This window comes from Pirellulales bacterium (assembly GCA_036499395.1).
Lineage (GTDB): Bacteria > Planctomycetota > Planctomycetia > Pirellulales > JACPPG01 > JACPPG01.
In genome coordinates this window covers 80,639-104,176 of sequence record DASYDW010000116.1, presented here as the reverse complement: position 1 = coordinate 104,176, position 23,538 = coordinate 80,639, and the positions used below count along the sequence as shown (strand labels likewise).

Here is a 23,538-nt window from a genome sequence, read left to right as displayed (position 1 = left end):
CGCAGTGGAAGGACGACTCGATAATCACGACGTGATGGACTCGCGGCGATTCGTCGTAGCGGTGCGACGCTTGGCCGATAGTTTCAACTACGGCGTCGATCGCTCGCCCTATCTGGGGTCGGGCATCGAGTTCATGCAGTCTCGCCCGTACCAGCACGGCGATTCGGTGCGGAATATTGATTGGCGAGTCACAGCCCGCACGGGGCGCGTGTTCGTCAAGGAATACGAAGCGCCGAAGCAATTGCCGTGCTACCTGCTATTGGATACGTCGGCATCGATGACCGTCGGCGCGGCGGCGATGACGAAGTACGCCGTGGCGCTGCACATCGCGGGGGGGCTGGCACTGGCGTGTCTCGACCGGGCGACGCCGGTGGGGATTATTGGAACGGGGGAACGTGATCTGCGAATCGACCCCAGCCTGGCGCGCGATCGCACGTTGGAATGGCTGCACCGGCTGCGAACGTTTGGCTATCACGAACGGACGACGCTAGCCAAGCGAATCGGGGAACTGGGCACCCGTTTGACCAACCGGGCACTGATCATCGTATTGAGCGACCTGCACGACCAAAATGCAACCGCATCACTGCGGCTGCTGGCGCAGCGGCATGATTGTGTCACGTTGCAAATGCGCGATCAGGCCGAGCGCGGATTGGCCGGCGCGGGAGTTCTGCTGGCGCGAGAGGCCGAGACGGGGCACGCCTTTGTCACTCGCGGCGGCAAGAACTGGGTCGATCAAGAGCGTATCGATCGTGAGTTGAAACGTTCGCGCATCGATCATTTGATCGTCGACGCGGATCAGCCCTTTGTACACCGATTGCGCAGCTTCTTTCGGGCACGCGATGTGCTCGGGCGAGGTGTGCGATGAGGGTTCTCGCGGCGCTGTTCATCGGATTGGCGCTCGGCGGCTCTGTGGCACGTGCCGAAGAGGTGGCGCCCAAGCTCGCGGAAAGCACTGTGGGCTTGCCGGTGCGGGCCGAACAACTGGTGCTGCCGGGCACCGAGCTCGAACCGGTTCCCTGGGATGACGCTTCGCCGGTTGTGGTACGTATCGAAGCCGTTTATCCGCATGGCACGGCCTTGCGATATGACCTGAACTATCAGGGGCTCGAGCCGGGCGAGTACGATCTGCGGAAATATCTGCGCCGTAAAGATGGCTCGACGGTCGATGATCTGCCGCCGCTAGAGATTACGATTCGCGGCCTGCTGCCGTCAGAACATATCACGCCGCATGATCCGGGATTTTCGGTGGTGCCTTGGCTGGGCGGCTATCGCGTTCTGCTAGCCGTCGGAACGGTCGTCTGGCTTTTGGTTTTGATCTGGGTCATTTTTCCGCCGCGTCGCGCGGACCAGGTGATCGATGCGCAGGAGACTCGCGTCACGTTGGCCGAACGATTGCGGCCACTGATTGGGCGGGCGATGCGTGGCGAGCTATCGAGCGTTGAGTTAGCGCAGTTCGAACGGGCACTGGTCAGCTATTGGCGACGGCGCCGATCGCTCGAAGATTGTTCGCCGGCCGAAGCCACGCGCCGACTGCGCAGCGATGCGCAGGCTGGCCCACTGTTGACACAGGTCGAAGCCTGGTTGCATAGCCCGACGGGCGCGCAGAATGTTGACGTCGCGGCACTGCTGGCGCCGTTTCAGGATTTGCCGGCCGAGGATCTAGACCTGGCACCAGTGGCGGTCGATGCCGGTGCGATTCCGAAGAGACCAGTCGTCGCGGGAGCATCGCACCGATGACGATTCCGTTTGGCCATCCGTTGTTGCTGTTGCTACTGGTGTTGCCCGTCTGGCTGGCGGTGCGCGTCTGGCGGCGCGCCGACAGCCGGCTGGTGTTGCCGCTGGACTTTACGCAGGCGCGCCGCGGGCGGCTGCTGGGCTTTGCTGTGAATATGGCCGAGATGCTGCCCGCCTTGCTGCTGGCGATTGTGATCCTGATCTTGGCCGGTCCACAGCAAGTCGGGGCGCCGCGTAATCGCCGAGCACTGACGAACATCGAGTTCTGCGTTGATATTTCCAGCAGCATGACCGCCAGCTTCGGCACGGGGAACCGCTATGACGCGGCGCTCGAGGCGATCAACAAGTTTGTCGATTACCGCGAAGGGGACGCCTTCGGGCTGACATTCTTCGGCAGCAATGTATTGCACTGGGTGCCGCTGACGTCGGACGTCTCGGCGATCAAATGCTCTCCGCCGTTCATGCGGCCCGAGCGCGTGCCGTATTGGTTCGGCGGGACCGAGATTGGCAAGGCCCTCCTGGCTTGCCGGCGCGTACTGCGCGAGCGGGACGAAGGGGACCGGATGATCGTGCTAGTTTCCGACGGCTACAGCGCTGATTTACACGGGGACCGGGCGACCGAAATCGCGCAGCAATTGAAGGAGAGTGGGATCGTAGTACACGCGGTACACATTGCCGAAACGACGGTGCCGGGAGATATCGTGACTTTGACGGCACTGACCGGCGGCGAGGTTTTCGCCGTCGACGATCCGCAGACGTTGACCAGAGTGTTTCAGCGGATCGACCAGATGCAGCAAACCGAGATGGTGCAATTGGCGCCGGAATCGCTCGATCATTTTCTGCCGTATGGCATCGTCGGATTGGGGCTCGTGGGTTTGTTGTCCGGTTCGCTGTTCGGCCTGAGGTACACGCCGTGGTAGAGCTGGCCTTGGCAAGCATCGTGATGCTACTGGCCGTGGCGGCCGAAACGCTGCATGCGGCGCGCTCGCGTCACGTGGCGGGGTTGGCGTTTGGTCCGGCGGCGCGTCCTCGGCCTTGGGCTCGGCTGGCTCCGGCGCTGCGAGTGGCGGCTTTGGGGGCGACGACCTGGGGGCTGGCAACGCTGGTAGCGTTAGATCCGAAGGTCCACAAGGGGGCCGATGAGATTCCCGAGAGCGAGATGCGCCATTTGCTGGTGGTCATCGATGTTTCGCCCAGCATGCGACTGGTGGACGCCGGACCCGAGGGGAAGCAGAGCCGGCGCCTGCGTGCCCGCGACCTTGTCGAGTCGTTGTTTTCGCGCGTAGCCGTTCGGCAGTACCTGATTACGGTCGTAGCGGTTTACAACGGTGCGATTCCCGTGGTCGAAAAAACGCGCGACGCCGAAGTCGTGCGAAATATCTTCGACGATTTGCCGATGCAGTATGCGTTTCTGGCAGGCGATACGGATTTGTTCGCCGGACTGAAGGAGGCGGCACGCATCGCCCATCCGTGGCGACCGAATAGCGCTACGCTTCTGTTGATCAGCGATGGCGACACCGTGGCTAGCACTGGCATGCCGCGGATGCCGGCCTCGATTGGCCACGCCCTGGTCGTGGGAGTGGGAAATCCACGGCAGGGAATGTTCATTAACGGGAAAAATTCGAAGCAGGACGTCTCGACCTTGCGGCAGTTGGCGATTCGTCTGGGCGGAATCTATCACGACGGAAATGAGAAGCACATCAGTTCGGACGTGATTCGGCAGATCGTGCAGGGGGGCGAGGCCAGTCCCTTGGACCGGCTGACACGAAGAGAATATGCGCTGCTGGCCTGCGGGCTGGGCGCGTTCACGCTCGCGCTGTTGCCGCTGGCGTTGCAACGCTTTGGCAGCGCCTGGCGCCCCGGCGTGCGCGTGGCGGCAAAGTCGAACGAAAGCTTGCCTCGGCGAAATCGCCGAAGCACGGAACCGGCCGTCCCGGTGCATGCCAGCGGATAAGAATATTGATCGGCCTCACAGAGGCCAGCTACAGAGAATGCCGCACGCGTGGTGACGAAGAGCAATGAGAAACCTATCGCGAACAATTCGCACAACGCCCATGAACCAGGAGGCCGTGTCATGCGAGGATTAATTCTTTCGGTATGGCTGCTGATCCCGGCGCTGTTGGGCGCGTATCACTACGGCCCAGGGCAAACGCGGATGGAACTTGACGCGACGCAGGACAGCCTGCGCGCCGCGCGGCAATGCATCGCCAGCGAGGATTACAAAGCCGCGGTCGAACATTTCAACGACGCGATTTCGCGATTGCCGAAGGATCGGGTGACCGAGGAGCGGCGCATCCGTGTCGAGCGTGCCAAGGCACAGATGCTGGCGCGACAGTTGCCGGCAGCTTACAACGAGTTGGTCGTCTTGGTACCCGAGCTGCAAGCCAACGACAAAACCGATCCGAAGTTATTGGCCGACGGCGAGGCGGCGCTGGCCAGCGCAAAGTATTATCTCACGTGGCTGATGCGGCTGGAAGGAAAGCCACGTGCGGAATGGGAGCCCGAGATCGACGGTTCGCGGCAGCTCTATCGGCTGTTGGCCGAGAAGGCGCGCGAGAAAAGTGACGACGCGCAATTGCTCGAACGCGAGGAAGATCTCGAGGCGGCGGTGCGTTTGGCCCGGCTGGACCTGAGCCAGTTGCAGGCGTTGCCCCTGCCGAGCCAATGCCAGGGATGCTGCAGCGGAAACTGCAAAGGGAAGGGGAAGAACAAGAACCCCAATCCATCGAAGAGCAAATCGGATGCCCGCGGCGCCAGCGCCGGACCTCCACCGGACGACCATGGGAACTAATCGTGGCAGGGTCGGAGCTGTAGTAGGGTTAGGAACAGCATCGTTCAGATTTTAAAGCGACCTTGATGAGGCAGAGTGTTATGAAACGTGGCTTGATTGCAATTCTCGCGGCGCTGGCGATCGGTATCCCAGGATCGATCGTTCTCGGCCAGGCGGTTGTGCAGTTCGGTCTGTCAGCGATCGATGAAGATGGCGACCCGTTTGGCGACCAAATGTCCTCCGAATCGTCAGGCCAAGACGGGGCCACGCCCGCCGCCGCAGGTGCGACGCCGGCGCAGTCGACCGAGACTGAGCGGCACAAGCGTTTGAAGGCGCTGACTTATGATCGCCGCCCGTCGGCCATTCTAAAGGCCTGGTCCGAGCCGCCAGGGAAAGAAGTCGAGGCGAAGAAGGACGAAGCAGATGCCAAGGCCGCCGACGAGAAGAAGAAAGAAGAGCCAAAAAAAGAAGCCGACAAGCCGGCAAACGAAAACGCCGGTGACGCCAAGCCCGCGACAGGAGCGGCGAAGGAGACAACCCCCGACGCTACTAAGTCAGCCGCCGATGAAGCGGTGAAGAAAGACGACGCGCAGCCGGCTGGACCCGTGACGCCCGAGGAACAAGAGAAGGCGAAGAAGGCCGAGGCAGATGCCAAGGCTGCCAAGGAAAAGACGAAGCAAGAGGAAGAGCAAAAGAAGAAAGAGGCCGAGGCCAAAGCGCTCGAGAAGGAGCTGAAGGAACTGCAGCGCCATGTGACCTTGGGCAAATGGTCCGAGGCGAAGGCGTATTTCGCGGGCATTCCCGCGGCCGAGGGGAAGGACGGTTACGCCCAGATGTTGCGCTCGCTGGCCGCGCCACCGCAGAACGCGGGGCAACCGCGTCAGCAATTCAATGCGCCCGGTATCGGCAACGTAGCCGAGCAGCAACAGTGCAACCTCGACGACGTGTTGGGCCTGGCGAGTGCCTGCCCTCACGAGCGCAATAAGGAAACGATCGGTCTGTTGGCGAACCTGCTGCGACAGACTTTGCAGTCCGGCGCCGTGGCTGCGGACGTGGTCGTGCGCTTGCAGAAAGAATCGACGCAGCCCGTCGAGACGTTGATCTTGTCGCCGCGGCAGTGTGCGCAACTGCTGGCCGGTGCAGGACAGTCGGCCGAGGTCGAACCATTCCTGCCGACGCTCGAGAAAGCGGTCGAGGAGAAGGATGCCGAGGCGATCAATTTGCTGGCCCGCATGCGAATCGCGCAGCACGGTAAGGATCGCAAGCCGGAACTGCTCGATCAAGCCTGGAAAACGATTCAAGCCAGTTTGGCCCTGGTCGATGGCGATGCGAAGCAGCAAGAAGAGGCGTTGAAGCTGGCCGTCGAGCTCGCGCCGAAAGTGCGAGAAGACCTCGGCCAGGCGTGGCTCGATCAGAGCTTCACGCAGGAGCCGCAACGGGGCATGAACATCTTGACCGCCATCGGCAACGCGACGTCGACGGGCATTCAGTCGCAGCCGCATTTGCCGGATTCGCGACTCAAGGCACTGGAATTGCAAAAGACCGCAGTCGAGGCGCTGCTGAAGTCCTCGCCCGAGCGGGCACGCGAATGGAGGGCGACGTTGGCCTTGCTCGCGCACTCCTGGCAGCGCGAGGCCGATTTCTCGCGAGTTGCTTCGCAGTCGTCGATGTACGGTCCGCGCATGCAGCGCGATAACTTCGGCAATATTTTCTACATGAACGACGACGACTCGGGCATGATGATGCAGCGGCAGCAAGGAAATCAGGCGCGGCCGATCGGCACGAGCCAGGTGCTCGAAGCGGCGCCCAGTGAAGCGTGGCTGGCCGAAGTCGATGCGCTGGCCCAGCCACGGTTTTACGCCCTGTACGCGCAACTGTATTTAAAGGTTGCCGAAGAAGAGCGGGCGTATCCGTACATCGAACGCGTGGCGGCATCCCATCCTGAGCTGGCGCGCGAGCTGGCTCAGGAATTTATTCGTGTATGGACCAAGAATCATGACCCCAACGCCAGCCGGCGGTATTCGAACCCGTACATGTTCATGTGGGGCTTCGAGCGCAAGGCCGAGAGCATTCCGCTGACACGTTCGAAACAGGAGAGGAATCTTGTCGAGTTGGCCGGTTGGGTCAAGCGGCTGCGGACCTTGCCGATCAAGGATCTGGACGAAACGCTATTGACGACGGCCTTCACCACTTGTCATAGCAGCGCCGAAGTCTATCGCACCGAGGCGATCGAAAAAGTGTTCGGCGCGGCGGATGCCCTGTCGTCGAAGACGCTTGCGCAGCTTGCTCAGCAGATGCGGCAGAACCTGGCGGCGCTGTGGCGTTCGCCGGCTGAGCAAGAGGCCAAGAAGACGAAACGCAAGAAGAAGGATATCGAGGCCGAAGTGCTGCGTGGCTATGGTGTCGCTAGCCAGGTCGTGGCCGACGGACTGAAACGCACACCGGACGATTGGCGCCTGGTGCTGGCGCAGGCCTGCATCGCGCATGACGAGATCGCTTATCGCCAGGAGACGGCACCGACATCCGAATTCAGCCACGATCGGCTTAGTGCGCTTGCTGATTTCCAGAAGGCCGCCGAGCTTTACGCCAAGGACGTTCCCTCGTTGCGCGAAGAGGATCAGACCACCGACGTGTACGAACATTGGTTCTACGCCGGACTCGGCGGCAGCGATTTGGCGCAGATCGACCATCGTTCGACTCCGGACGACCGGCAGCCGCCGCTGATCCGCCAGGCAATGGCCAGCTTGCCGGGCGACACGGCAAAGTTTCATCAGGATCGCTTCGCCAATCTGCTCTTTACGCGAATGAGCTCGCTCAAGCCGACGGTGAAATTTCGCTATCTGAAGGCGGGCTTCGAGATCGTGGGGGACCATAAGCAAGCCCGCGAGGCCCGGCAGTTGTACGACTATTATCAGGACCTGGTGAAGGAGATTCGACTCGAGACCCGGCTCGACGGTCCGGCCATGGTTGGCCACGACGAACCGTTCGGCGTGTTCGTCGAGCTATATCACACGCCCGAGATCGAGCGCGAATCGGGAGGCTTCGGACGTTATTTGCAGAACCAGAACGGCAACATATTCTTCTCCTACAATTACGGTCGGCCGACGGAGAACTATCGCGATAAGTTCAAGGAGGCGGTCACGGCGGTGCTGGAGGATAACTTTGACGTCGTGTCGGTGACCTTTCAGGCAGACGACGTGAATTCTCGGGCCAGCAACGAGCCTGGCTGGCGCGTCACGCCGTACGCGTATCTGCTTCTAAAAAGTCACGGACCGCAGGTTGATAAGCTGCCGACCTTGAAGATGGACCTCGACTTTCTCGATACATCGGGCTTCGTCGTGCTGCCGATACAATCGGCGGCGTTGCCGATCGACTCGGCGCCGGAGAAAAGCACCCGGCCCTACGACACGCTGGCCATTACGCAGACGTTGGACGAGCGTCGCGCGCAGGAGGGCAAGTTGATCCTCGAGGTGAAAGCCACGGCGCACGGCTTGGTGCCGCCGCTGGCCGAGATGCTGAACGTGAAGATCGACGGATTCGAAGTCGGTAACGTAGAAGATGACGGTGTCTCGGTTTCGCGTTTCGATCCCGAAAGCAGCGAGTCGGTCGTGATTTCCGAACGGCTGTGTACGGTCAGCCTGGTGGGAAGAACGGACCTGACCGAACGGCCCAAGACGTTTACGTTTCCGCAAGCGCGCGATGAGCATGCGGAAATGACTTATCAGCGTTACGATGACGCCGATCTGGCCACGGTCGAGCAAGAGATCTCGCTGGAAAAGCAGTACGGCGGTGTTCGCCGGCCGTGGCTATGGGGATTGGCTATCGCGGCGCCGGTGGGATTGATTGGTTGGGCCGGATACCGAGCCGCATCGAAGCGGCGACGTCAGCCCGTTGTGGCGCGCTTTCCCGTGCCGGCCACGATCACGCCGTTCAGCGTGCTGGCACTGTTGCGCAATATTCAGAACAACAATGGTCTGGCTCCGGCGGCGTCGCAGGAATTGACGGCGTCGATCAACTCGCTCGAACGGCATTACTTTGCCGACGAGTCGCTCCCGACTCCCGATCTGCGGTCGTTGGCCGAGACCTGGTCGGCGCGGGCGCGATAGAGCGCCGGCGCCGCCAGATCGCAGCAATCTGTTTTAGCAGCAACTCATTCTAGCGCTTCTCGCCTCGAGCGCCATCGCTGACAAAGTCTGGCCTTCCTAAAGCTGACGACCGCTGCCATTAAGAAGAAGAGAATTCCGCAGGCGATCAAATCCAGCCCGGCGATGACGTGCCGCAGATGGCGGTAACTTCGCCAGCCATAGGCGGCCGTGCAAAGGGTTGCACCGGAAGCGGCCGCGGCGTAGTACAGTCCACCGCCGACGAACCGCGCGTACACCAGTGCCACTGCAAGTGGCACGACCGGATAAACGTAGAAAAAAACCTCTGGCACCGGGCCAAAGGTGCGAGAGTTGGCGATCGCCGGAGTTACGCAGGCGATCACCAGCAGTGCAGCGCCGAGCCGTCGCAGTTTTTCAGCGAAGCGATCGCGAAACATCGAAGCCAGGATCAGTGTCACGACCAGGACGGCATGAAATAAGATAATCGCGCGGTACTGAGCGAGCCCTGCCAGTTGCCAATCAAGGCCCAGCGGCACCAGGGCGCATGCGGCGCCTGAGCTAGCGCGGGCCGAACTTCGTTGAGTCATTCCCAGGGCAAATTGTATTGCGCCGGCGACGATCATCGGCCACGCCCTGTCGTAGCTGATCGAATCGAGGTCGAAGCTGTACTTTGATACAAAGCTGACCGCGGCCAGTGACGGGATGAAGAAGTTTTCCGCTCCGCGCATTCCGCGCGTTATCGAATAGCCATACAGTGCGACCACGACCAGCAACGTCACATCGAGCGGCGAGCCGTGCATCGTTTCCGTGAAACGATCGACGAAGTTGGTGTAGACGGGCTCGGCCCGATGTCCGGCCATCGCCAGCACGACCATCGCTAGCGGAAGTGCCAGAGCGATGCGCCGCGCCGCAGCAGAGTGCCACACAACGGCTGCTTCGACGAATAGCAACGTTACCGGCAGCAAGACGGGGATCAGAAAATAGCAGCCGAAGATACTTTCCGTTCCGAAGATCGGATGGAAAGAAACACAAAGTGAATAGGCCCGCAAGCAGACGCACAGCCCCAGCATGCCGAACAAAACCCAGGGATACAGCGGCCACCGCCAGGGGCTGCCGTTATCGTTCACATAAGCGGCGCCGCGACGTACGGCCGGAATTAGCGTGAGTGCGATCGCACCGGCTACGGCCGAAAACCCGAACAGAGCCCAATAAAGTGCCGGGCCTGGTGGATGGGCAAGGAGCGGGCTCATCGCCAGCGGATAGAGGAAGAACAACGCGATCGTCAGATAATAGGGCACGCGAAACAGCGCCGGCAAACGCAGCGGCATGGTGCGCAACAAGGCTTCGCTGACGATGAGGGCGAACAGAAAGCCCCCCAGCACGAACGATGTACCGTGTTGCTCCTCGGCATTCAGCACAGGATCCAGGCTGATCGAAATCGCCAACAACATCAGCACGACGATCAGCAGAATGCTGCGCGCGTCGTCCCAGACGCCCAGACGGACGATCAGCCAGGCGGTCAGCGCCAACAGTAGCGTATAAACGGCCAGACCGAGCGCGATGATCCCGGCCTCGACCATGGCCGGCTCCTGGCTGAATGATCTCCACAGGCCGGAGAAGACGCACAGCGCGCTGATGACGTAGAACGGATTGTGATTGTAGAGGAATCGTGCGAGCTGCGCAAACTCGTTGACAGACCTGGCCCGATGTTGCGCGGTTGACGCGGATGTCGATGCCACAAGGGCATCATCAAGTTCAATCGAAATCGCCTGCGATTGTTCGTCCATGGCACACCGGACCTTTCCAAGGGATGAAGAATGAGAAGGAATAAAAGAAGATAGAAATGGAGCATTTCACGATGCCTTATGAATGAATGATTGACGTAGGTGCCCACGATTGCGGGCTCGGTAAATTTGACGTGGTTCAATATTCTTAATCCGTGACCCGCTGTGTTGGATACCAGCGCTGCCACAGACCTGCTTTGAAAAAGCTGAGCGTGGCGGCAAGTAGGAAAACCAGTACGCCGCCTGTGATCTTGTCGAGCCCTAGGATGGATTGCCTCAACTGCCGATAGATTTCCCAGCCGTAGGGGACCAGCCAGACGGTGGCTCCGACCGCTGCCGCGGCCTGGTACAGTGTTCCGCCCCTGCGCCTTGCGTAACCGAGCGCTATTAAGACCGGTACGAACGGATAGAGATAGATCACCGTGGCCGGCAGATGAGGAAAATCGTTCGGGGTAACATTGGCCGCCGCCAGAGTACCAGTCGCCAACAGGCCTGCTCCCGCGATTCGCAGAAAGCGCGCCCACTCGTCGTGAAACAACGCGCCAACGAGTAGTACGGCAGCAGTCGCCGCGTGCGCGACAACAATTGCGCGATACGGCGTTAGCCATCCCAGGTGCGCGCCGAGCGCCAGCGGCGCGATTGCACATGCGGCGCCCAGCGAGGTTCGCAGGGAATCACGCCGCTCGCAACCGATCGCGGCTTGCACGCCGCCAACTGCAATTAAGGGCCAGGCATATTGATACGTCATGCCGTCCAGGTCCATCGTCTGGGGTGCGACGAACGCCAACAGCGACACAGCCCCGGCCAGGGCATTTCCGGCGCCGGGCAATCGCCGTACGAGGGCGTAGGCGTACAGCCCGACGACGGCCAGCAGTGTCAGATGGAGCGGCGTCGAATGGAGCGCGTCGATGAAGCGATGTAAAAACCGCGAGTAAACCGGGTCGCTGCGATGTCCTAGCATGGCAAGCACCAGCAGCAGGCCGGGCAGGATTAAAGCGACTCGGCGGGCGAACGTTCCACGCCCTTGCGCTGCACCTTCGACATACAGGACATTCACGGCCAACAGGAAGGGAATCAAAAAGTACGGGCCAAAAATGCTCGCCTTGCCGCCGACAGGGAGGAACGACACGCACAGGTAATAGGCACGCATACAGACGCACAGCCCAAGTGTGCCGAACAAGACCCAAGGGTAGAGCGGCCAACGCCACGGGCTGCCATTGTCATTTAGATAGGCGGCGCCGCGGAGGACTGCAGGCACGAGCGTCAGGAACACGGCTCCGGCCACGGTCGAAAATCCAAATAGCGCCCAATAAAGAGAGGGCCAGGTCGGATGTGACGATAGCGGGCTGATTGCCAACGGATAGAGAAAGAACAGCGCGAGCAAAAGGTAATACGGCCCACGAAACAAGAACGGCAACCGCAGCGAGATACCGTGTAAGACGGACTCGCTCAAGGCTACCGCAAACGACAGTCCGGCCAACGAAAACCACAGGCCGCGCTGCCCTCGGTTATTCAACAGCGGGTCCAAGCTGATCGAAATGGCCAGGAACATCATGACGATGATCAGCAGAATGCTGCGCGCATCCTCCCACACCCGGCCCAGGCGTATGATCAACCACGCGGTAACGGCCAACAACACCGTATAGGCGGCCAGGCCCAACGGAATCGTACCGACCACGAGCCATTTGCTGTCATGACTGAACGATTGCCACAACCCCGTCAGCACCAGGTAAGCGCTGATCACATAAAACGGATTGTGGTTGTAGAGGAAGCGAGCCAGTTGTGTGACTTCGCGCACGGAGCTTGCTGGCTTTGAGAGTTGTCGCGTAAGAACGCTCGAAGGAATCTCGACCTGCGGCTCGCTTGACGTATTCTGCCTCTGCTCGTCCATAGCACACCGGGCCTTTCCCAAAGGTGGTGAGTTGTCGCGTTCAGGAACGAGCGCGACAACTTTGAATTGACGCGATGCAAGCAATGTTCCGACGGACAGCGCGCCCACGGCGGTGCCAGGTCATGCAAGGATCAGCATCGCGCGGCGTGCGAAGCGTAAGGATTTGAAAAGAGCCAGCACGACCGACGACTTGGCGTGAACGAACTCACAGATGGGAAACGTCGCGGAGGTGCCTTCAATCGCAATTGTGCCGCTGGTCGTCAGGAATCACAAGAGAAATTTCGCGTAACGAGCTAGGCATCATATGGAGACGATTTGCGCGAGAATCAATTGCGCTAAAACTATCAGAACGGCCTGACGCGCGGTCGAAGGAAGCAGCGATCGTCGGCGTGTATCCAGGCACTCGCCTTACGCGTTAATAATCTCACGCACCAGGCGGGCCGTTCGGCCGGCCGTGATTTGTTGCTCGCGGCCGCTGTGCAGATAGCTTAGCTGCTCGTGGTTCAGGCCGAAGAGGTGTAGCAAGGTGGCCTGGAAGTCGTTGGGAGTGACGATGTCCTTTACGGCGCGATGGCCGAATTCGTCCGTCTCACCGTAAGTCATGCCCGGCTTGAATCCTCCACCGGCGACCCACATGCTGAAGCCCTGTCCGTTATGGTCGCGGCCCGCCTTCGATATGTCTCCTTGACTCTGCGTGACTGGGAGCCGGCCGATCTCGCCGCCGAAATGTACGACCGTCGTGTCGAGCATGCCGCGCTGCTTCAAATCCTTGACCAGGGCCGCGGCCGGCTTGTCGGTCCGCTTGCAATTGGCGGGCAAGCCATTGCGAATGTCGGTGTGGTTGTCCCAGGGTTGACCGCCCATGAATAATTGCACGAATCGCACGCCGCGCTCCACCAGGCGGCGGGCGATTAGACAGCGCGTGCCGTACTCGCGCGTCGCGGGTTCGTCGAGTCCGTACATGGCGTGCGTGGCGGCCGTCTCGCGCGAGACGTCGAGTGCCTCGGTCGCGGCGGTTTGCATCGCGGCTGCTAATTCATAGCTGGCGATGCGGGCTTCAAGATCGCCTTCGCCAGGGTGGTCGGCTAGGTGGCGCTGGTTGAGATCGCGCAAGAAGGCCAGGTTCTGATCCTGCACGGCGCCGCGCAGATGGGCCGGCGCCTCGAGGTTCAATATCCGCGGCTCTTTCGGCCGTAGCACGGTGCCCTGGAACAACGGAGGCATAAAGCCGTTGGACCAGTTCGTGACGCCGTCGACCGGCAAGCCACCGGGATCGGTCAGCACCAGGTACGCGGGCAACTCCTGGCTTTCGCATCCCAGCCCGTAAACGAGCCACGAGCCGAGCGTCGGCCGGCCAACGATCCCTGGGATGCCGCCATGAAAATAGCGGATCGAAACTTCATGCCCGTTGGCACCGGTGTGCATCGAGCGAATCAAGCAGACGTCGTCGACGATCTCGGCCAGGTGCGGCAGCAGCTCGGAAAGCTCGGTGCCGGATTGGCCGTGTTTCGAAAATTTCCACGGGCTGCCAAAGAGCGCTTTGCTGGCGTTGTTGACGAAGCTGAATACGACCTCGCCTGGATAGTCGGTACCGCTTAGCCGGGTAAGTTCGGGCTTGGGGTCGAAAAGATCGACGTGCGACGGCCCACCATGCTGAAACAGCGAGATCATCGCCGTGGCTTGCGGGGCGAAGTGCGGCGCCTTGGGCTTGAGATCAAAGCGAGCCGGATCCTTCGGTACTTTGGCCGGGATGGCGCGCGCTTCTTGCGATGTCATCCAAGACAAAGCTAGCGCACCAATGCCCATCGCGTTTTCAGCCAGGAACTGTCGGCGGGAATATGGTAATTGCATGGTGCTGTTTGCTGGGAGTGCCGCGTTGTCGTGTCGGGAATGCGCTGCGCGTTATCGCGCCAAACATTGCGTCGCGTCAGTCGACGTACAGGAATTCGTTCGAGCTCATCAGCGCCTGGCATAGATTCACCAAGGCCTGGCTTTCGGGCGAGCGGCCGGCTGCCGTACGCTGCGGGTGCAGACGCAGGAAGTCGACTTGAGTGGTCAAGAACGAACAGGCGGCTTCCAACTCGCTGCGCGATGGCGGGCGCGAGTAGGCCAACTGCCATGCGCGGACCAGGCCGGCCAGTTCGACGCCCGTTGTATCACCCAGTGGGCCATGAAAACCATCGTGCGAGGTGAACGTGGCCGGTTCGTCTCCTTCGCGCGTGACCGTGATCTCGACCCGCCAATTGAAGGAGTCGGAGCTTACGTTCTCGACGCAATCGGTAACGAAATCGATCGTATCACCGCGAGCAACGACGACGCGTTCGACTGTCGTGGGAACCTCGCCATTGCGTGCTGTGAATTGGCCGACGATGCCCAAGGCGCTCGACACGATGTGTCCTCGCACGCCGTCGCCGTTTTCGCTGCCATGCGACAGGGCACCTCGGATCGCGATCGTGCCAGCGGCGGGGGCCGTCCAGCGGCGGATGGCCGCGAAATCGGGATTCTCGCCCGTGTGACCGCCGTCAGCATGCAACGATACCCAACCAATGCGTTCGTCCGGCAGATTCACGCCCCCTTGCCAGCGACCGTTGGCGAAATGCGGCAGCAACGTAAACGAAGCAGTCCGGCCCGACGCAACGTCGCAGCGGCCGTAGCCGAATTGCCACAGCGGCGGGCCTGCTTTCCAGTTTTGCGCCAAACCGGCCGTCAGCTCGGCATTCAGATTGCGAACTGGCTCGCGCTGGGCGCGATCGGCAAGTGCCGCGGCCTGGGCGAGCCAGAATTCACCGTTCATTAGCATTAGCGATTGCGTGGCGACGGTGGAACTAGCGCGAGCCTCGCAGTTGGTTTGCATCGACGGCGCGTCGAAGGCCTGCATCAGAGCGACCGGCTGGCTGCGACGTTGCATCAAGTAAAGACCGCGCCGCGGAACGTCGCCGGCAACCGTGACTTGTCCGCTGTCGTCTTCCTTGACCGAGATCGGCGGACCGAACAGCGTGCGATCCAGTGTGCCGCTGGTAGCGAGCATGCGATCGCGCAACGACTCGGCATCGAGCCGCACGACATTCTGCCGGCCAAAGAAATGGTTGTCGCTGTCGATCGCCGCCTGTGCCGGATCGCGGCGTGACGTTTGGCGGTAGGCGGTCGACAGCATGATCGTGCGGTGCAGCTTTTTCAGGCTCCAGCCCGACTCGCGAAACTCTACGGCCAGCCAGTCGAGCAGATCGGGATGGGTGGGGAGCGTTCCCAGCCGGCCGAAATCACCCGGCGTGGTGACAATGCCGCGACCGAAATGGTGCATCCAGATGCGATTCGCAATGACGCGCGCTGTCAGCGGGTTATCCGAACCGGTCAACCAATGCGCGAGCGCCACGCGCCGCCCGGTCGTTGGAAGTGCCTCACTTTTGACAGCGAATTCCGCGCGACCGCTGTCCGGTCCGCAGACGGACAGCGCCCCAGGGGAAACTGTTTGCTTCGGCTGCTGAAAGTCACCTCGATAGAACAGCTTAGTTTCTGGAGCGTGCGCCGCGGGTTCGACCAGCGAGCGCAGAAATTCTTGGGGTGGCTTCGCGCTGCGCACGGTGGCAATGCGTTCGTCGAACTTTTTCAAATCGTCGGCGGCCGCCTGGTTGTATTGATAAAGCACGCCTGGCGTGATGTTGACGCTGGGGTACTTGTCGAGCAATTGTTTCTGAGCGTCGGTGCGTTTATCGGCCGCGGTCGTGTAGGCGGCACGGAGCTCGGCCCGCAGCGGCTCCTCGTACTTGGATAGTTCCTTGTCGATCGCCTCGGCCATGTAGACGGTTTCTTTTGCCGCGCGTTCGGTGGCGATCTTTTGGGCTTCGGCCTCGATGTCGGCGGCCTTCTGACGGTCGGCCGCGGTGTACAGCGAAACATGTCGCTGGTCAGGCACCTTCCAGTCTTGCCAGTCGAGCGCTGGTTCGAACACGGCGCGCAGCGCGTAGTAATCGGTCTGCGGCACCGGGTCGTAGCGATGGTCGTGGCATTGGGCACACGCCACCGAGACGCCCAGCAGTGAACTTGTGACGATCTTCAGCGTATCGGCGACGACCTGGTTGCGAGCCTCGGGGGAGTTATCGCCACTGCCGGTGCCGTCGGCCGCCATCCGCAGGAAGCCTGTCGCGGTGAGCAGTTCGATCTGCTCGGGCGTCATATCGCCCGAGATGGGGCCGGCCACTTCGTCGCCGGCCAATTGCTCGAGGATGAAGCGATCGAACGGTTTGTCAGCGTTCAAGGCGCGAATCACGTAGTCGCGATATTTGTACGACCAGGTACGAATTGCGTCCTGGACGGTCGCCCCTTCGCTATCCGCATAGCCGGCGGCGTCGAGCCAGTGACGCGCCCAACGTTCGCCGTAGTGCGACGAGGCGAGCAAGCGGTCGATCAAGCGCTCGTAGGCGTCGGGCGAAGTGTCGGCAACAAATTCCTCGACATCCTCAGGTTGCGGTGGCAGGCCGAGTAAATCGAACGAAGCTCGCTGGATAAGCACGCGCTTGTCGGCGTCGGGCGAGAATGACAGGCCCTCGGGCATCGCCGCGCGCAATAGCGCGTCGATCGGATTTCGCACGCGCGGATCGGTCGATATTGGAACCGCGGGGCGACGCAGTGGTTGGAAGGCCCACCACGAACGCTCTTCGACCGAAATGCCGACGCCGGGCGGAATCGTCTCGGGCTCGGGGCGCGCGGTTTTCGCGCCGGCCGCGATCCAGCGTTCGAGAATTTCGATTTCCTTGGCCGTCAGCTTGCCGTCGCCCGGGGGCATTTCGCCGGCGCGAATCCGGGCGAGCAAATTGCTGCCTGCCGGATCGCCTGGCGTGATCGCAGCGCCCGAGTCTCCACCGGCGAGGAGGAAACGGACCAGCCGGAGGTCGAGGTTCCCCTTCTTTTCATCGTTAGCGCCGTGGCAGTCGAAACAGTGGGTCCGCAAGATCGGGCGGACGTCAGATTCGAATAGCGGCGCAGCGACTGGGACCACGGTCACGGTTGGGTCAGCAGGAACGTTATCAGCGCTCTTCGCTGCGCGCGCCGTAACGCTGCACAGAAGCGCGACGAGAGCTATACGCAAATAAATAGGCATCACTTGGCCCACGGAGGGAGGGAGTGATTGGGCCGCAACCGCGCGGGTTTTCAAACAGGCAGGTAGGGTATCTGGCAGGCAAGCCCCATTATCGACTGTGCGGGGTGCGAAATGCAAGAGCCAGTCATGGCCGGGAAGCCATCGGCCTTAGCTTCCTTGCTGCCAGTTTTTCAGAGACTCGAGCGGATGAATCAGCATGAGGGTGCTAAGGATCAAGCTATCGCGGATCCAGAGCACGAGCGTGAGCTCCGTTGCGAGAAATAAGGCCAGCGAGCCCCATGCTCCCAGCCGCAGCGCCAGAAAGAACCCGAGCGAACAGCTCAGCACGTCGCCGAACGAGTTGCCGATTGAATCCCCTTCGTAGCCGAGCGCCATCGTGGCCGTACGGTAGCGCTCGATGACCATGTTCGAGTTCTCCAGTAGCTCCCAGAGCGTCTCGATCGTCACGGCGCCGACAAAACGCCACGGCACCGAGAGCCTGGGCAGGCATAACGCCAAGACCCAAAAGAAGACCACGCCGTGCAGCATGTGAGTAAAGCTGTACGGGTCGAAAAGGTGCTGTGAATTGTGCGAGCTCTGAACCTGGCCCGACCATAGGAACGGCTGACCGCAGGCGCACCACCAGGGTCGGCTATTGGCGCGCAGCCAGACGCCCCCGGCCAGTAAGATCGCGACAATCGCGAGAGCGACGGGCAGTGTGGCGAAACGCCGCATGCCAGATGTTACGACATGGGGTATCGATGCGCTGTCGTTTTCCGGTGGGTCAGTATCGTGCGGTATTTCGGGCATGATTTGTTCGCCGGCTGCTGGAGTGGATGGTGCCGGCAGCAAGGGCAGAGGATGCGATTTATCGAGTGCGGTCATCCTAACCGCAGCGGGTCGAAAAAGCGCCCGCCGTGCGAGAGAAAGGGCATGCCACTAGCGCCGCATGGGAACCCTGGCACCCGTTCGCTGCCGTGTATGGCTTCGCGGAGCGCCTTGTTTTCCTGCGACCAGGCGAGGTGCCCCGCTTGACGTGCCGAACACTCGATGTAAGGTGGCTCGCAGTCCCGCGTTGTGCAAGACAACCAACTTTACTGTTCGATCACGATGAGGAATCAACCAATGAAATGTGCGTTTTGCTTGCTGTCGATGGCGGCCGTTACCTTGATGATTTCACAGGCGCCGACGATCGCGACAGCTGCCGAGCCGGAATGGGTCGCGCTGTTCGACGGTAAGAGCCTGGATGGCTGGGAAAAGGTAGGCGGCGACGCGAGCGTGTGGGAAGTCAAGGACGGGGCGATTTGCGGTTCGGGTCCGGCATCAATGCTGGTCTCGACCAAGGGCCCATACAAGAACTTCCGCTATCGCGCTGAAATCAAGATCAACGACAAGGGCAACTCAGGGCTCTATTTCCGCACGACCCGCAAGCCCTCGTTCATGGACGGCTACGAGGCGCAGATCGATAGCACGCACAACGACCCGATCCGCACGGGATCGCTGTACGGCTTCTGCCATGTTTACAAGCGACTGGTCGAGCCGGATACCTGGTTCACCTACGATATCCAGGTGAAGGACGAGCCGTGGCGCGGCCGCCCGGTGACCAAGATCAAGATCACGGTCAACGGCGACGAACTGTATGAGTACTTCGACTTTGCCCAGAGCTTCAAGGAAGGGCATTTCGCCTTCCAGCAGCACGATCCGGGAAGCAAGGTTTGCATCCGCAAGGTCGAAGTGGCCGAGCTGCCCGAGGCCAAGAAGAAGTAGTCCGAAAACTACGAGCCTCAGCGGTGAGCTACCGACATACACGGTAGCTCACCGCTTTTTTAACGCGCGGCGGATCTACCGATCCCAGCCACCGGCTTCGCGTAGTTTTTCGACCGTCGCGGCGGCGCGTTCGCGTAATAGCACGTAATCCGTTTTTGCCACACGGTTAAGTGGCAGGCCGGCCGGCGGCAGCAATTCGTAGTGCGTGGGACGCATGTAGGCCGCGATACCTCGGGCGTGCTTTTCAAGCTCGGCGATGCTGAGCTGGTTTTCGGCCTTCGTTTCGACGAAGAGGACGATGGCCTCGCTGAAGATCTCGTGCGGTTGCCCGACCGCGGCACAGGCCGAGACCTTGTCGCTGAGCATGGCGAAATGCCCTTCGATCTGGGCCGGATGCACCTGGTAGCCCTTGGGCTTGATTACCAGTTTGGATCGTCCGGCAAAGACCAATCCCTTCTCGGTCTTGTAGCCGAGGTCGCCGGTGTAGCAAAAACCATCGCTGGAAACGGTGTGCCGATACGCTTCGTCGTTGTTGACGTAGCTGATGAAAACCTGCGGGCCGCTAAAGCAGATTTCGCCAGGTTCGCCATCGGGAAGCTCGTCGCCGGCCGTGCCATCGTCGTTCATGGGCTTGCGAATTGACAGCGGCGTGACCGGCATATCGAAGCCGACGCCGGCCAACAGCTCGTCGACCGTGCCTCCCAGCGGGCTGTAGGTGACGAAGCCGGCCATTTCCGACAGGCCTAGCCCTGTGCCGCATTGCGGCGCCATGGTTTGCAACTGTTCGAGGAACTGCCGGGTGACCGCCTGTCCGCCGTAGAGGGCAAAACGTAACGACGAGAGATCGTACTTGGCATAATTTGGCAGCCGCCATTGTATGGCGAACATGGCTGGGATCTGCCCGAAGCAGGCCACGCGGTATTTTTCAATCGCAGCCAAGGTCTTTTCCGCGTCGAAGATGTGCAGCACCACGGCTGTTCCCCCCGAGAAAAGCGTGGTCATCAACTGCTCGGCCTGGCAGCCAACGTGGGACGGGGGAAGATTGACCAACATGCGCGGATGGTCCGTCATGTCGAAGCCGCCGGCCAGGCACATGTTCTGCACCGTGATATTGCGATGCGACAGTAGCGCCGGTTTGGGAAAGCCGGTCGATCCGGTGGTGTAGATGACTTGCGCGCCGTCGGTTTCCTGCACCGCGGCGACCGCGGCCAGGTACGCGGGAAGTTCGGGCCAGCTTTGCGGATCGGCCGCTACGGCGCGCGCTTCGGCTTCAGCCTCGGCTGCCAGAGTCAACGCTGACGTCGCGCCGGGAATCGTTCCGGCGGGGGGCGCGAACTGCACCAGTTGTTTGACGAATGGACAGTGTTGCTGGACCGCTTGACCCAGGGGCGAAAAATCGGCCACCGGCGTCTGACCCAAAAAGGCAAAGCCGCGGGCTTTAATCAATTCCAGCGAGCGCACGACTTCGGGCGCTTTGAGCCGCAGGTCGAGCGGCGCGTGGATAACGCCGATTTTGAAACAGGCGTATTCCAGGAAGACATGCTCGGCCAATAGCGGCAGTGTGGTCGCGAAGAAATCGCCGGGTCGAAATCCCATTCGCCACAGCTTCATCGACAGCGCGGTGATTGTTTGCTCGAACTGGGCGTACGTGAACTCACGCCCGGTGTCGACCTCGATAATCGCGACAGCGTCCGGGCGCTCGCGAGCCCATTTGGCGATCACGCCATGCAACAGGTGGCGATCGGCAAAGTCCGTCTGGTAATGCTCCCAGGTGTACTGGGCAACTCCGTGGCGATGCGTAAGCGGCGGCATGTAAAGAGGATTCGTCTGCGTTGCTAGGGTCGAAAGCGGCGTGCCGGCCCAAGCCATTCTGGGCGGCGAGAAACAGCCATTGTAGCACGCGGATCAAGGCTTTCGTCCCCACGGCGAGAGGGCCATTTTCGCCAAAGGGATTGCCCGCGACGAGGGCCGCCGGGCTGTTTATAATGACCCTCCTCTGGGGGTTTTTCATGCAGATTCGCTGTCCGCAGTGCCATAAGCCAATCGACGTTAGTCAGGCAACAGATTTTATTGACGTGACCTGCCCACAGTGTGGCAGCACGTTCAATTTGTTGGCTGACGTCAGCACCACCAGCCGGGGTCGCGGCTCGATCGATCGGCTGGCCCACTTCGATCTGCTCGAAGCGGTCGGTGTCGGCGGGTTCGGAACCGTTTGGAAGTCGCGGGATACCGAGCTCAACCGGATCGTGGCGATCAAGATCCCGCGCGCCCAGGGCGCGTCGATCCGCGATCAGGAGGAATTCCTGCGCGAAGCGCGGGCCGTGGCACAACTGCGCCATCCGAACATCGTCACCGTGTACGAAGTAGGGCGCAGCGACGGCTTGATCTACATCGTCAGTGACTTCATCGCGGGCGTCACGCTGGCCGATCAGATTCAAAGCGATCGGCCGAATCCGCGCGAGGCGGCCGAGTTGTGCGCGGTCGTGGCCGACGCGCTCGACCATGCCCATCGGCGCGGCATCGTACACCGCGACTTGAAGCCGAACAATATCCTGGTCGACCATCAAGGGATGCCGCATGTGGTCGACTTCGGCCTGGCCAAGCAAGAGTCAGCCGAGATCACGGTGACGATTGATGGTCGGGTGTTGGGTACTCCGGCCTACATGTCCCCCGAGCAAGCGCGCGGCGAGGCGCACCTGGTCGACGGTCGCAGCGACGTCTATTCGCTGGGTGTCATCCTCTACCAACTGCTGACGGGCGAGCTGCCGTTTCGCGGCAACAAGCGCATGTTGATCCACCAGGTGTTGTTCGATGAACCACGCGCGCCGCGAAAGCTAAATGATCGGCTGCCGCGTGATCTGGAGACGATCGCACTGAAGGCCTTGGCCAAGGAGCCATCGCGTCGCTATGCGACGGCCGGCGAGTTGGCCGAGGATTTGCGACGATTCCTCGAGGACCGGCCGATCGTCGCCCGACCTGTTAGTACGGCCGAACGATCCTGGCGCTGGATGCGGCGCAATCCAATGGTGGCCAGCCTGGCCACGATCGCGGTGACCGCGATGTTGATGACAACGGTCATCTCGGCCCTGGCCTATGAGAGGACACGACGGGCGCTCGACGGGGAAACCGTGGCTCGCCAAGAAGCCGAGCAGCGGCGGACCGAATCGCAACAGGCGCTGGCCGGCGAGGCACGGCAGCGGCAAGAAACCGAGCGTCAGCAACTGCGCGCGGAGGAGAACTTTCGCCGAGCACGGCGCGCCGTGGACGACTACATGACCCAGGTCAGCGAGAGCACTTTGTTGGACGAGGCGGGCCTGCAACCATTGCGTAGCGAGTTGCTCGAATCGGCGCTCGGCTATTACCAGGAATTCATGCGCGACCACGGCAGCGACCCACAAATCAAGGCCGAGGTTGCCTCGGCGTATCTACGGTTGTCGCAATTGCAACTGACGATGGGAAGTACGGACGAATCGCTGGTATCGCTGCGGAAGGGGCTGGACCTGGTCGAGCAAGTCATGGAATCGGGATCCGACGTCAGGCAATACGCAAGCTGGATCGGCGGGTTCTTTCGCGGACCGCGCTACAATCGCCGTGCCGAGGTGCCGCCGTCGAATCCGCTTGCCGCGCTGGCGCTAGTTCGCAAGGGGAGCCTGATCTGGGAGAAGTTAGTCGCGCAAGCGCCCGACGTCCCAGGATTTCGCCAGGACCTGGCCGGCTTTTACTACTATTTGGGAATTGCCAGCTACACGCTGCGCAATGAAAAGGCGGCGATGGAGCAGATGCGCGGTTCGGAGCAATTATTGAAAAGTCTGACGGTCGAATACCCCGATTCGAAGTTATACCGCGAGGAGTGGGCGCTGGTCGCGTCGACTCTGGGAGAGATGTACGAGGTGGGGCAACAGCCGGCCGAGGCCTCGGAGATTTATTTTGCCGCTCTGAATTACTTTCCCGATAGCCTGGCACTGTGCAATCAAACGGCGAAATTCCTGGCGACTTATCCGGATCCGCAGGTGCGCAAGCCAGAAGAGGCGTTGCGTTTGGCAAAGCGCGCGACTGAAGTAGGGCCGCGCGACGCGATGGCTTGGAGCACGCTGGGCATCGCGTATTATCGCAATTCGCAATATCAGGCGACGGTCGAAGCACTCGAGCGCAGCATGCAACTCTCCGGCGGCAAGGGCGAGGCATGGGATTGGTTCTATCTGTCGATGGCGCTCTGGCAACTTGGTCGGCAGAATGAAGCGCGCCAATGGTTCGCGCAAGGGGTCGAGTGGGCGCAGACGCCGCGCCACTTGCGGCAGGTTCGTTTACTCTACGAAGAAGCCGCGCATCTGTTAGGCGAGACGGGGCCGCCGGCCGCTTAGTGGCAATGCAGAGATTTAGTGCCCCCCATTCGCGGTCGACAAAAATTGTTG

14 protein-coding genes are annotated in these 23,538 nt (G+C 61.1%); 8 read left to right on the top strand and 6 right to left on the bottom strand.

Annotated features, from left to right (window positions below; all coding sequences use genetic code 11):
- Positions 1-4 precede the first annotated feature (4 nt).
- From VGN12_20595 to VGN12_20570, 6 genes are all read left to right on the top strand, one after another.
- A complete protein-coding gene (locus VGN12_20595; GenBank protein HEY4311859.1) occupies positions 5-865 on the top strand; it encodes a DUF58 domain-containing protein in 861 nt (286 codons plus the stop codon).
- Positions 862-1,737, top strand: a complete 876-nt coding sequence (locus tag VGN12_20590) for a hypothetical protein (GenBank protein ID HEY4311858.1) — start codon at positions 862-864, stop codon at positions 1,735-1,737. The genes VGN12_20595 and VGN12_20590 overlap by 4 nt, the downstream gene beginning before the upstream one ends.
- Positions 1,734-2,654: a vWA domain-containing protein gene (locus tag VGN12_20585; protein HEY4311857.1), complete on the top strand. Its 921-nt coding sequence runs from the start codon at positions 1,734-1,736 to the stop codon at positions 2,652-2,654. The genes VGN12_20590 and VGN12_20585 overlap by 4 nt, the downstream gene beginning before the upstream one ends.
- Positions 2,648-3,688, top strand: coding sequence for a vWA domain-containing protein (locus tag VGN12_20580; protein HEY4311856.1), 1,041 nt, complete (start codon positions 2,648-2,650; stop codon positions 3,686-3,688). Before VGN12_20585 ends, VGN12_20580 begins: the two co-directional genes overlap by 7 nt.
- 120 nt (positions 3,689-3,808) lie before the next feature.
- Entirely contained in the window at positions 3,809-4,525 is a 717-nt protein-coding gene (locus VGN12_20575) for a hypothetical protein (GenBank protein HEY4311855.1), read from the top strand.
- 80 nt (positions 4,526-4,605) lie between these two features.
- Complete coding sequence (locus VGN12_20570; protein HEY4311854.1) at positions 4,606-8,610, top strand: hypothetical protein; 4,005 nt, start codon at positions 4,606-4,608, stop codon at positions 8,608-8,610.
- A gap of 44 nt (positions 8,611-8,654) precedes the next feature.
- Here the strand turns inward: VGN12_20570 and VGN12_20565 are convergent, their stop codons facing one another.
- The 5 genes from VGN12_20565 to VGN12_20545 all read right to left on the bottom strand — a co-directional run bounded on the left by VGN12_20565 (position 8,655) and on the right by VGN12_20545 (position 18,169).
- Positions 8,655-10,394 carry a hypothetical protein gene (locus VGN12_20565; GenBank protein ID HEY4311853.1) on the bottom strand — a complete coding sequence of 580 codons (1,740 nt, stop codon included), beginning with the start codon at positions 10,392-10,394 and terminating at the stop codon, positions 8,655-8,657.
- Between the two features lie 145 nt (positions 10,395-10,539).
- On the bottom strand, positions 10,540-12,282 hold the full coding sequence (locus VGN12_20560; protein HEY4311852.1) for a hypothetical protein: 1,743 nt from the start codon (positions 12,280-12,282) through the stop codon (positions 10,540-10,542).
- A gap of 408 nt (positions 12,283-12,690) precedes the next feature.
- A complete protein-coding gene (locus VGN12_20555; GenBank protein HEY4311851.1) occupies positions 12,691-14,133 on the bottom strand; it encodes a DUF1501 domain-containing protein in 1,443 nt (480 codons plus the stop codon).
- 76 nt (positions 14,134-14,209) lie between these two features.
- Positions 14,210-17,284 carry a PSD1 and planctomycete cytochrome C domain-containing protein gene (locus VGN12_20550; GenBank protein HEY4311850.1) on the bottom strand — a complete coding sequence of 1,025 codons (3,075 nt, stop codon included), beginning with the start codon at positions 17,282-17,284 and terminating at the stop codon, positions 14,210-14,212.
- A 243-nt stretch (positions 17,285-17,527) separates the two neighbouring features.
- On the bottom strand, positions 17,528-18,169 hold the full coding sequence (locus VGN12_20545) for a DUF2585 family protein (protein ID HEY4311849.1): 642 nt from the start codon (positions 18,167-18,169) through the stop codon (positions 17,528-17,530).
- Positions 18,170-18,529: 360 nt separating this feature from the next.
- On the opposite strand from VGN12_20545, the gene VGN12_20540 reads away from it, so the two are divergent.
- Positions 18,530-19,126 (top strand): DUF1080 domain-containing protein, encoded by a 597-nt coding sequence (locus VGN12_20540; GenBank protein ID HEY4311848.1) that lies wholly within the window; start codon positions 18,530-18,532, stop codon positions 19,124-19,126.
- Between the two features lie 75 nt (positions 19,127-19,201).
- Here VGN12_20540 and VGN12_20535 read toward each other — a convergent pair whose 3' ends face one another.
- The gene (locus VGN12_20535) at positions 19,202-20,938 is read right to left on the bottom strand and encodes a class I adenylate-forming enzyme family protein (GenBank protein HEY4311847.1); all 1,737 of its coding nucleotides are present in this window, start codon (positions 20,936-20,938) and stop codon (positions 19,202-19,204) included.
- Between the two features lie 173 nt (positions 20,939-21,111).
- On the opposite strand from VGN12_20535, the gene VGN12_20530 reads away from it, so the two are divergent.
- Positions 21,112-23,487 (top strand): protein kinase, encoded by a 2,376-nt coding sequence (locus VGN12_20530; GenBank protein HEY4311846.1) that lies wholly within the window; start codon positions 21,112-21,114, stop codon positions 23,485-23,487.
- Positions 23,488-23,538: the final 51 nt, after the last annotated feature.

What these genes read in the sequence shown, in the direction of transcription:
- VGN12_20535 (HEY4311847.1), bottom strand. Translation starts at nt 20,938, where the DNA reads ATGCCGCCGCTTACGCATCGCCACGGAGTTGCCCAGTACACCTGGGAG.
- VGN12_20530 (HEY4311846.1), top strand. Translation starts at nt 21,112, where the DNA reads ATGACCCTCCTCTGGGGGTTTTTCATGCAGATTCGCTGTCCGCAGTGC.
- VGN12_20590 (HEY4311858.1), top strand. Translation starts at nt 862, where the DNA reads ATGAGGGTTCTCGCGGCGCTGTTCATCGGATTGGCGCTCGGCGGCTCT.
- VGN12_20540 (HEY4311848.1), top strand. Translation starts at nt 18,530, where the DNA reads ATGATTTCACAGGCGCCGACGATCGCGACAGCTGCCGAGCCGGAATGG.
- VGN12_20560 (HEY4311852.1), bottom strand. Translation starts at nt 12,282, where the DNA reads ATGGACGAGCAGAGGCAGAATACGTCAAGCGAGCCGCAGGTCGAGATT.
- VGN12_20565 (HEY4311853.1), bottom strand. Translation starts at nt 10,394, where the DNA reads ATGGACGAACAATCGCAGGCGATTTCGATTGAACTTGATGATGCCCTT.
- VGN12_20575 (HEY4311855.1), top strand. Translation starts at nt 3,809, where the DNA reads ATGCGAGGATTAATTCTTTCGGTATGGCTGCTGATCCCGGCGCTGTTG.
- VGN12_20585 (HEY4311857.1), top strand. Translation starts at nt 1,734, where the DNA reads ATGACGATTCCGTTTGGCCATCCGTTGTTGCTGTTGCTACTGGTGTTG.
- VGN12_20570 (HEY4311854.1), top strand. Translation starts at nt 4,606, where the DNA reads ATGAAACGTGGCTTGATTGCAATTCTCGCGGCGCTGGCGATCGGTATC.
- VGN12_20545 (HEY4311849.1), bottom strand. Translation starts at nt 18,169, where the DNA reads ATGCCCGAAATACCGCACGATACTGACCCACCGGAAAACGACAGCGCA.
- VGN12_20555 (HEY4311851.1), bottom strand. Translation starts at nt 14,133, where the DNA reads ATGCAATTACCATATTCCCGCCGACAGTTCCTGGCTGAAAACGCGATG.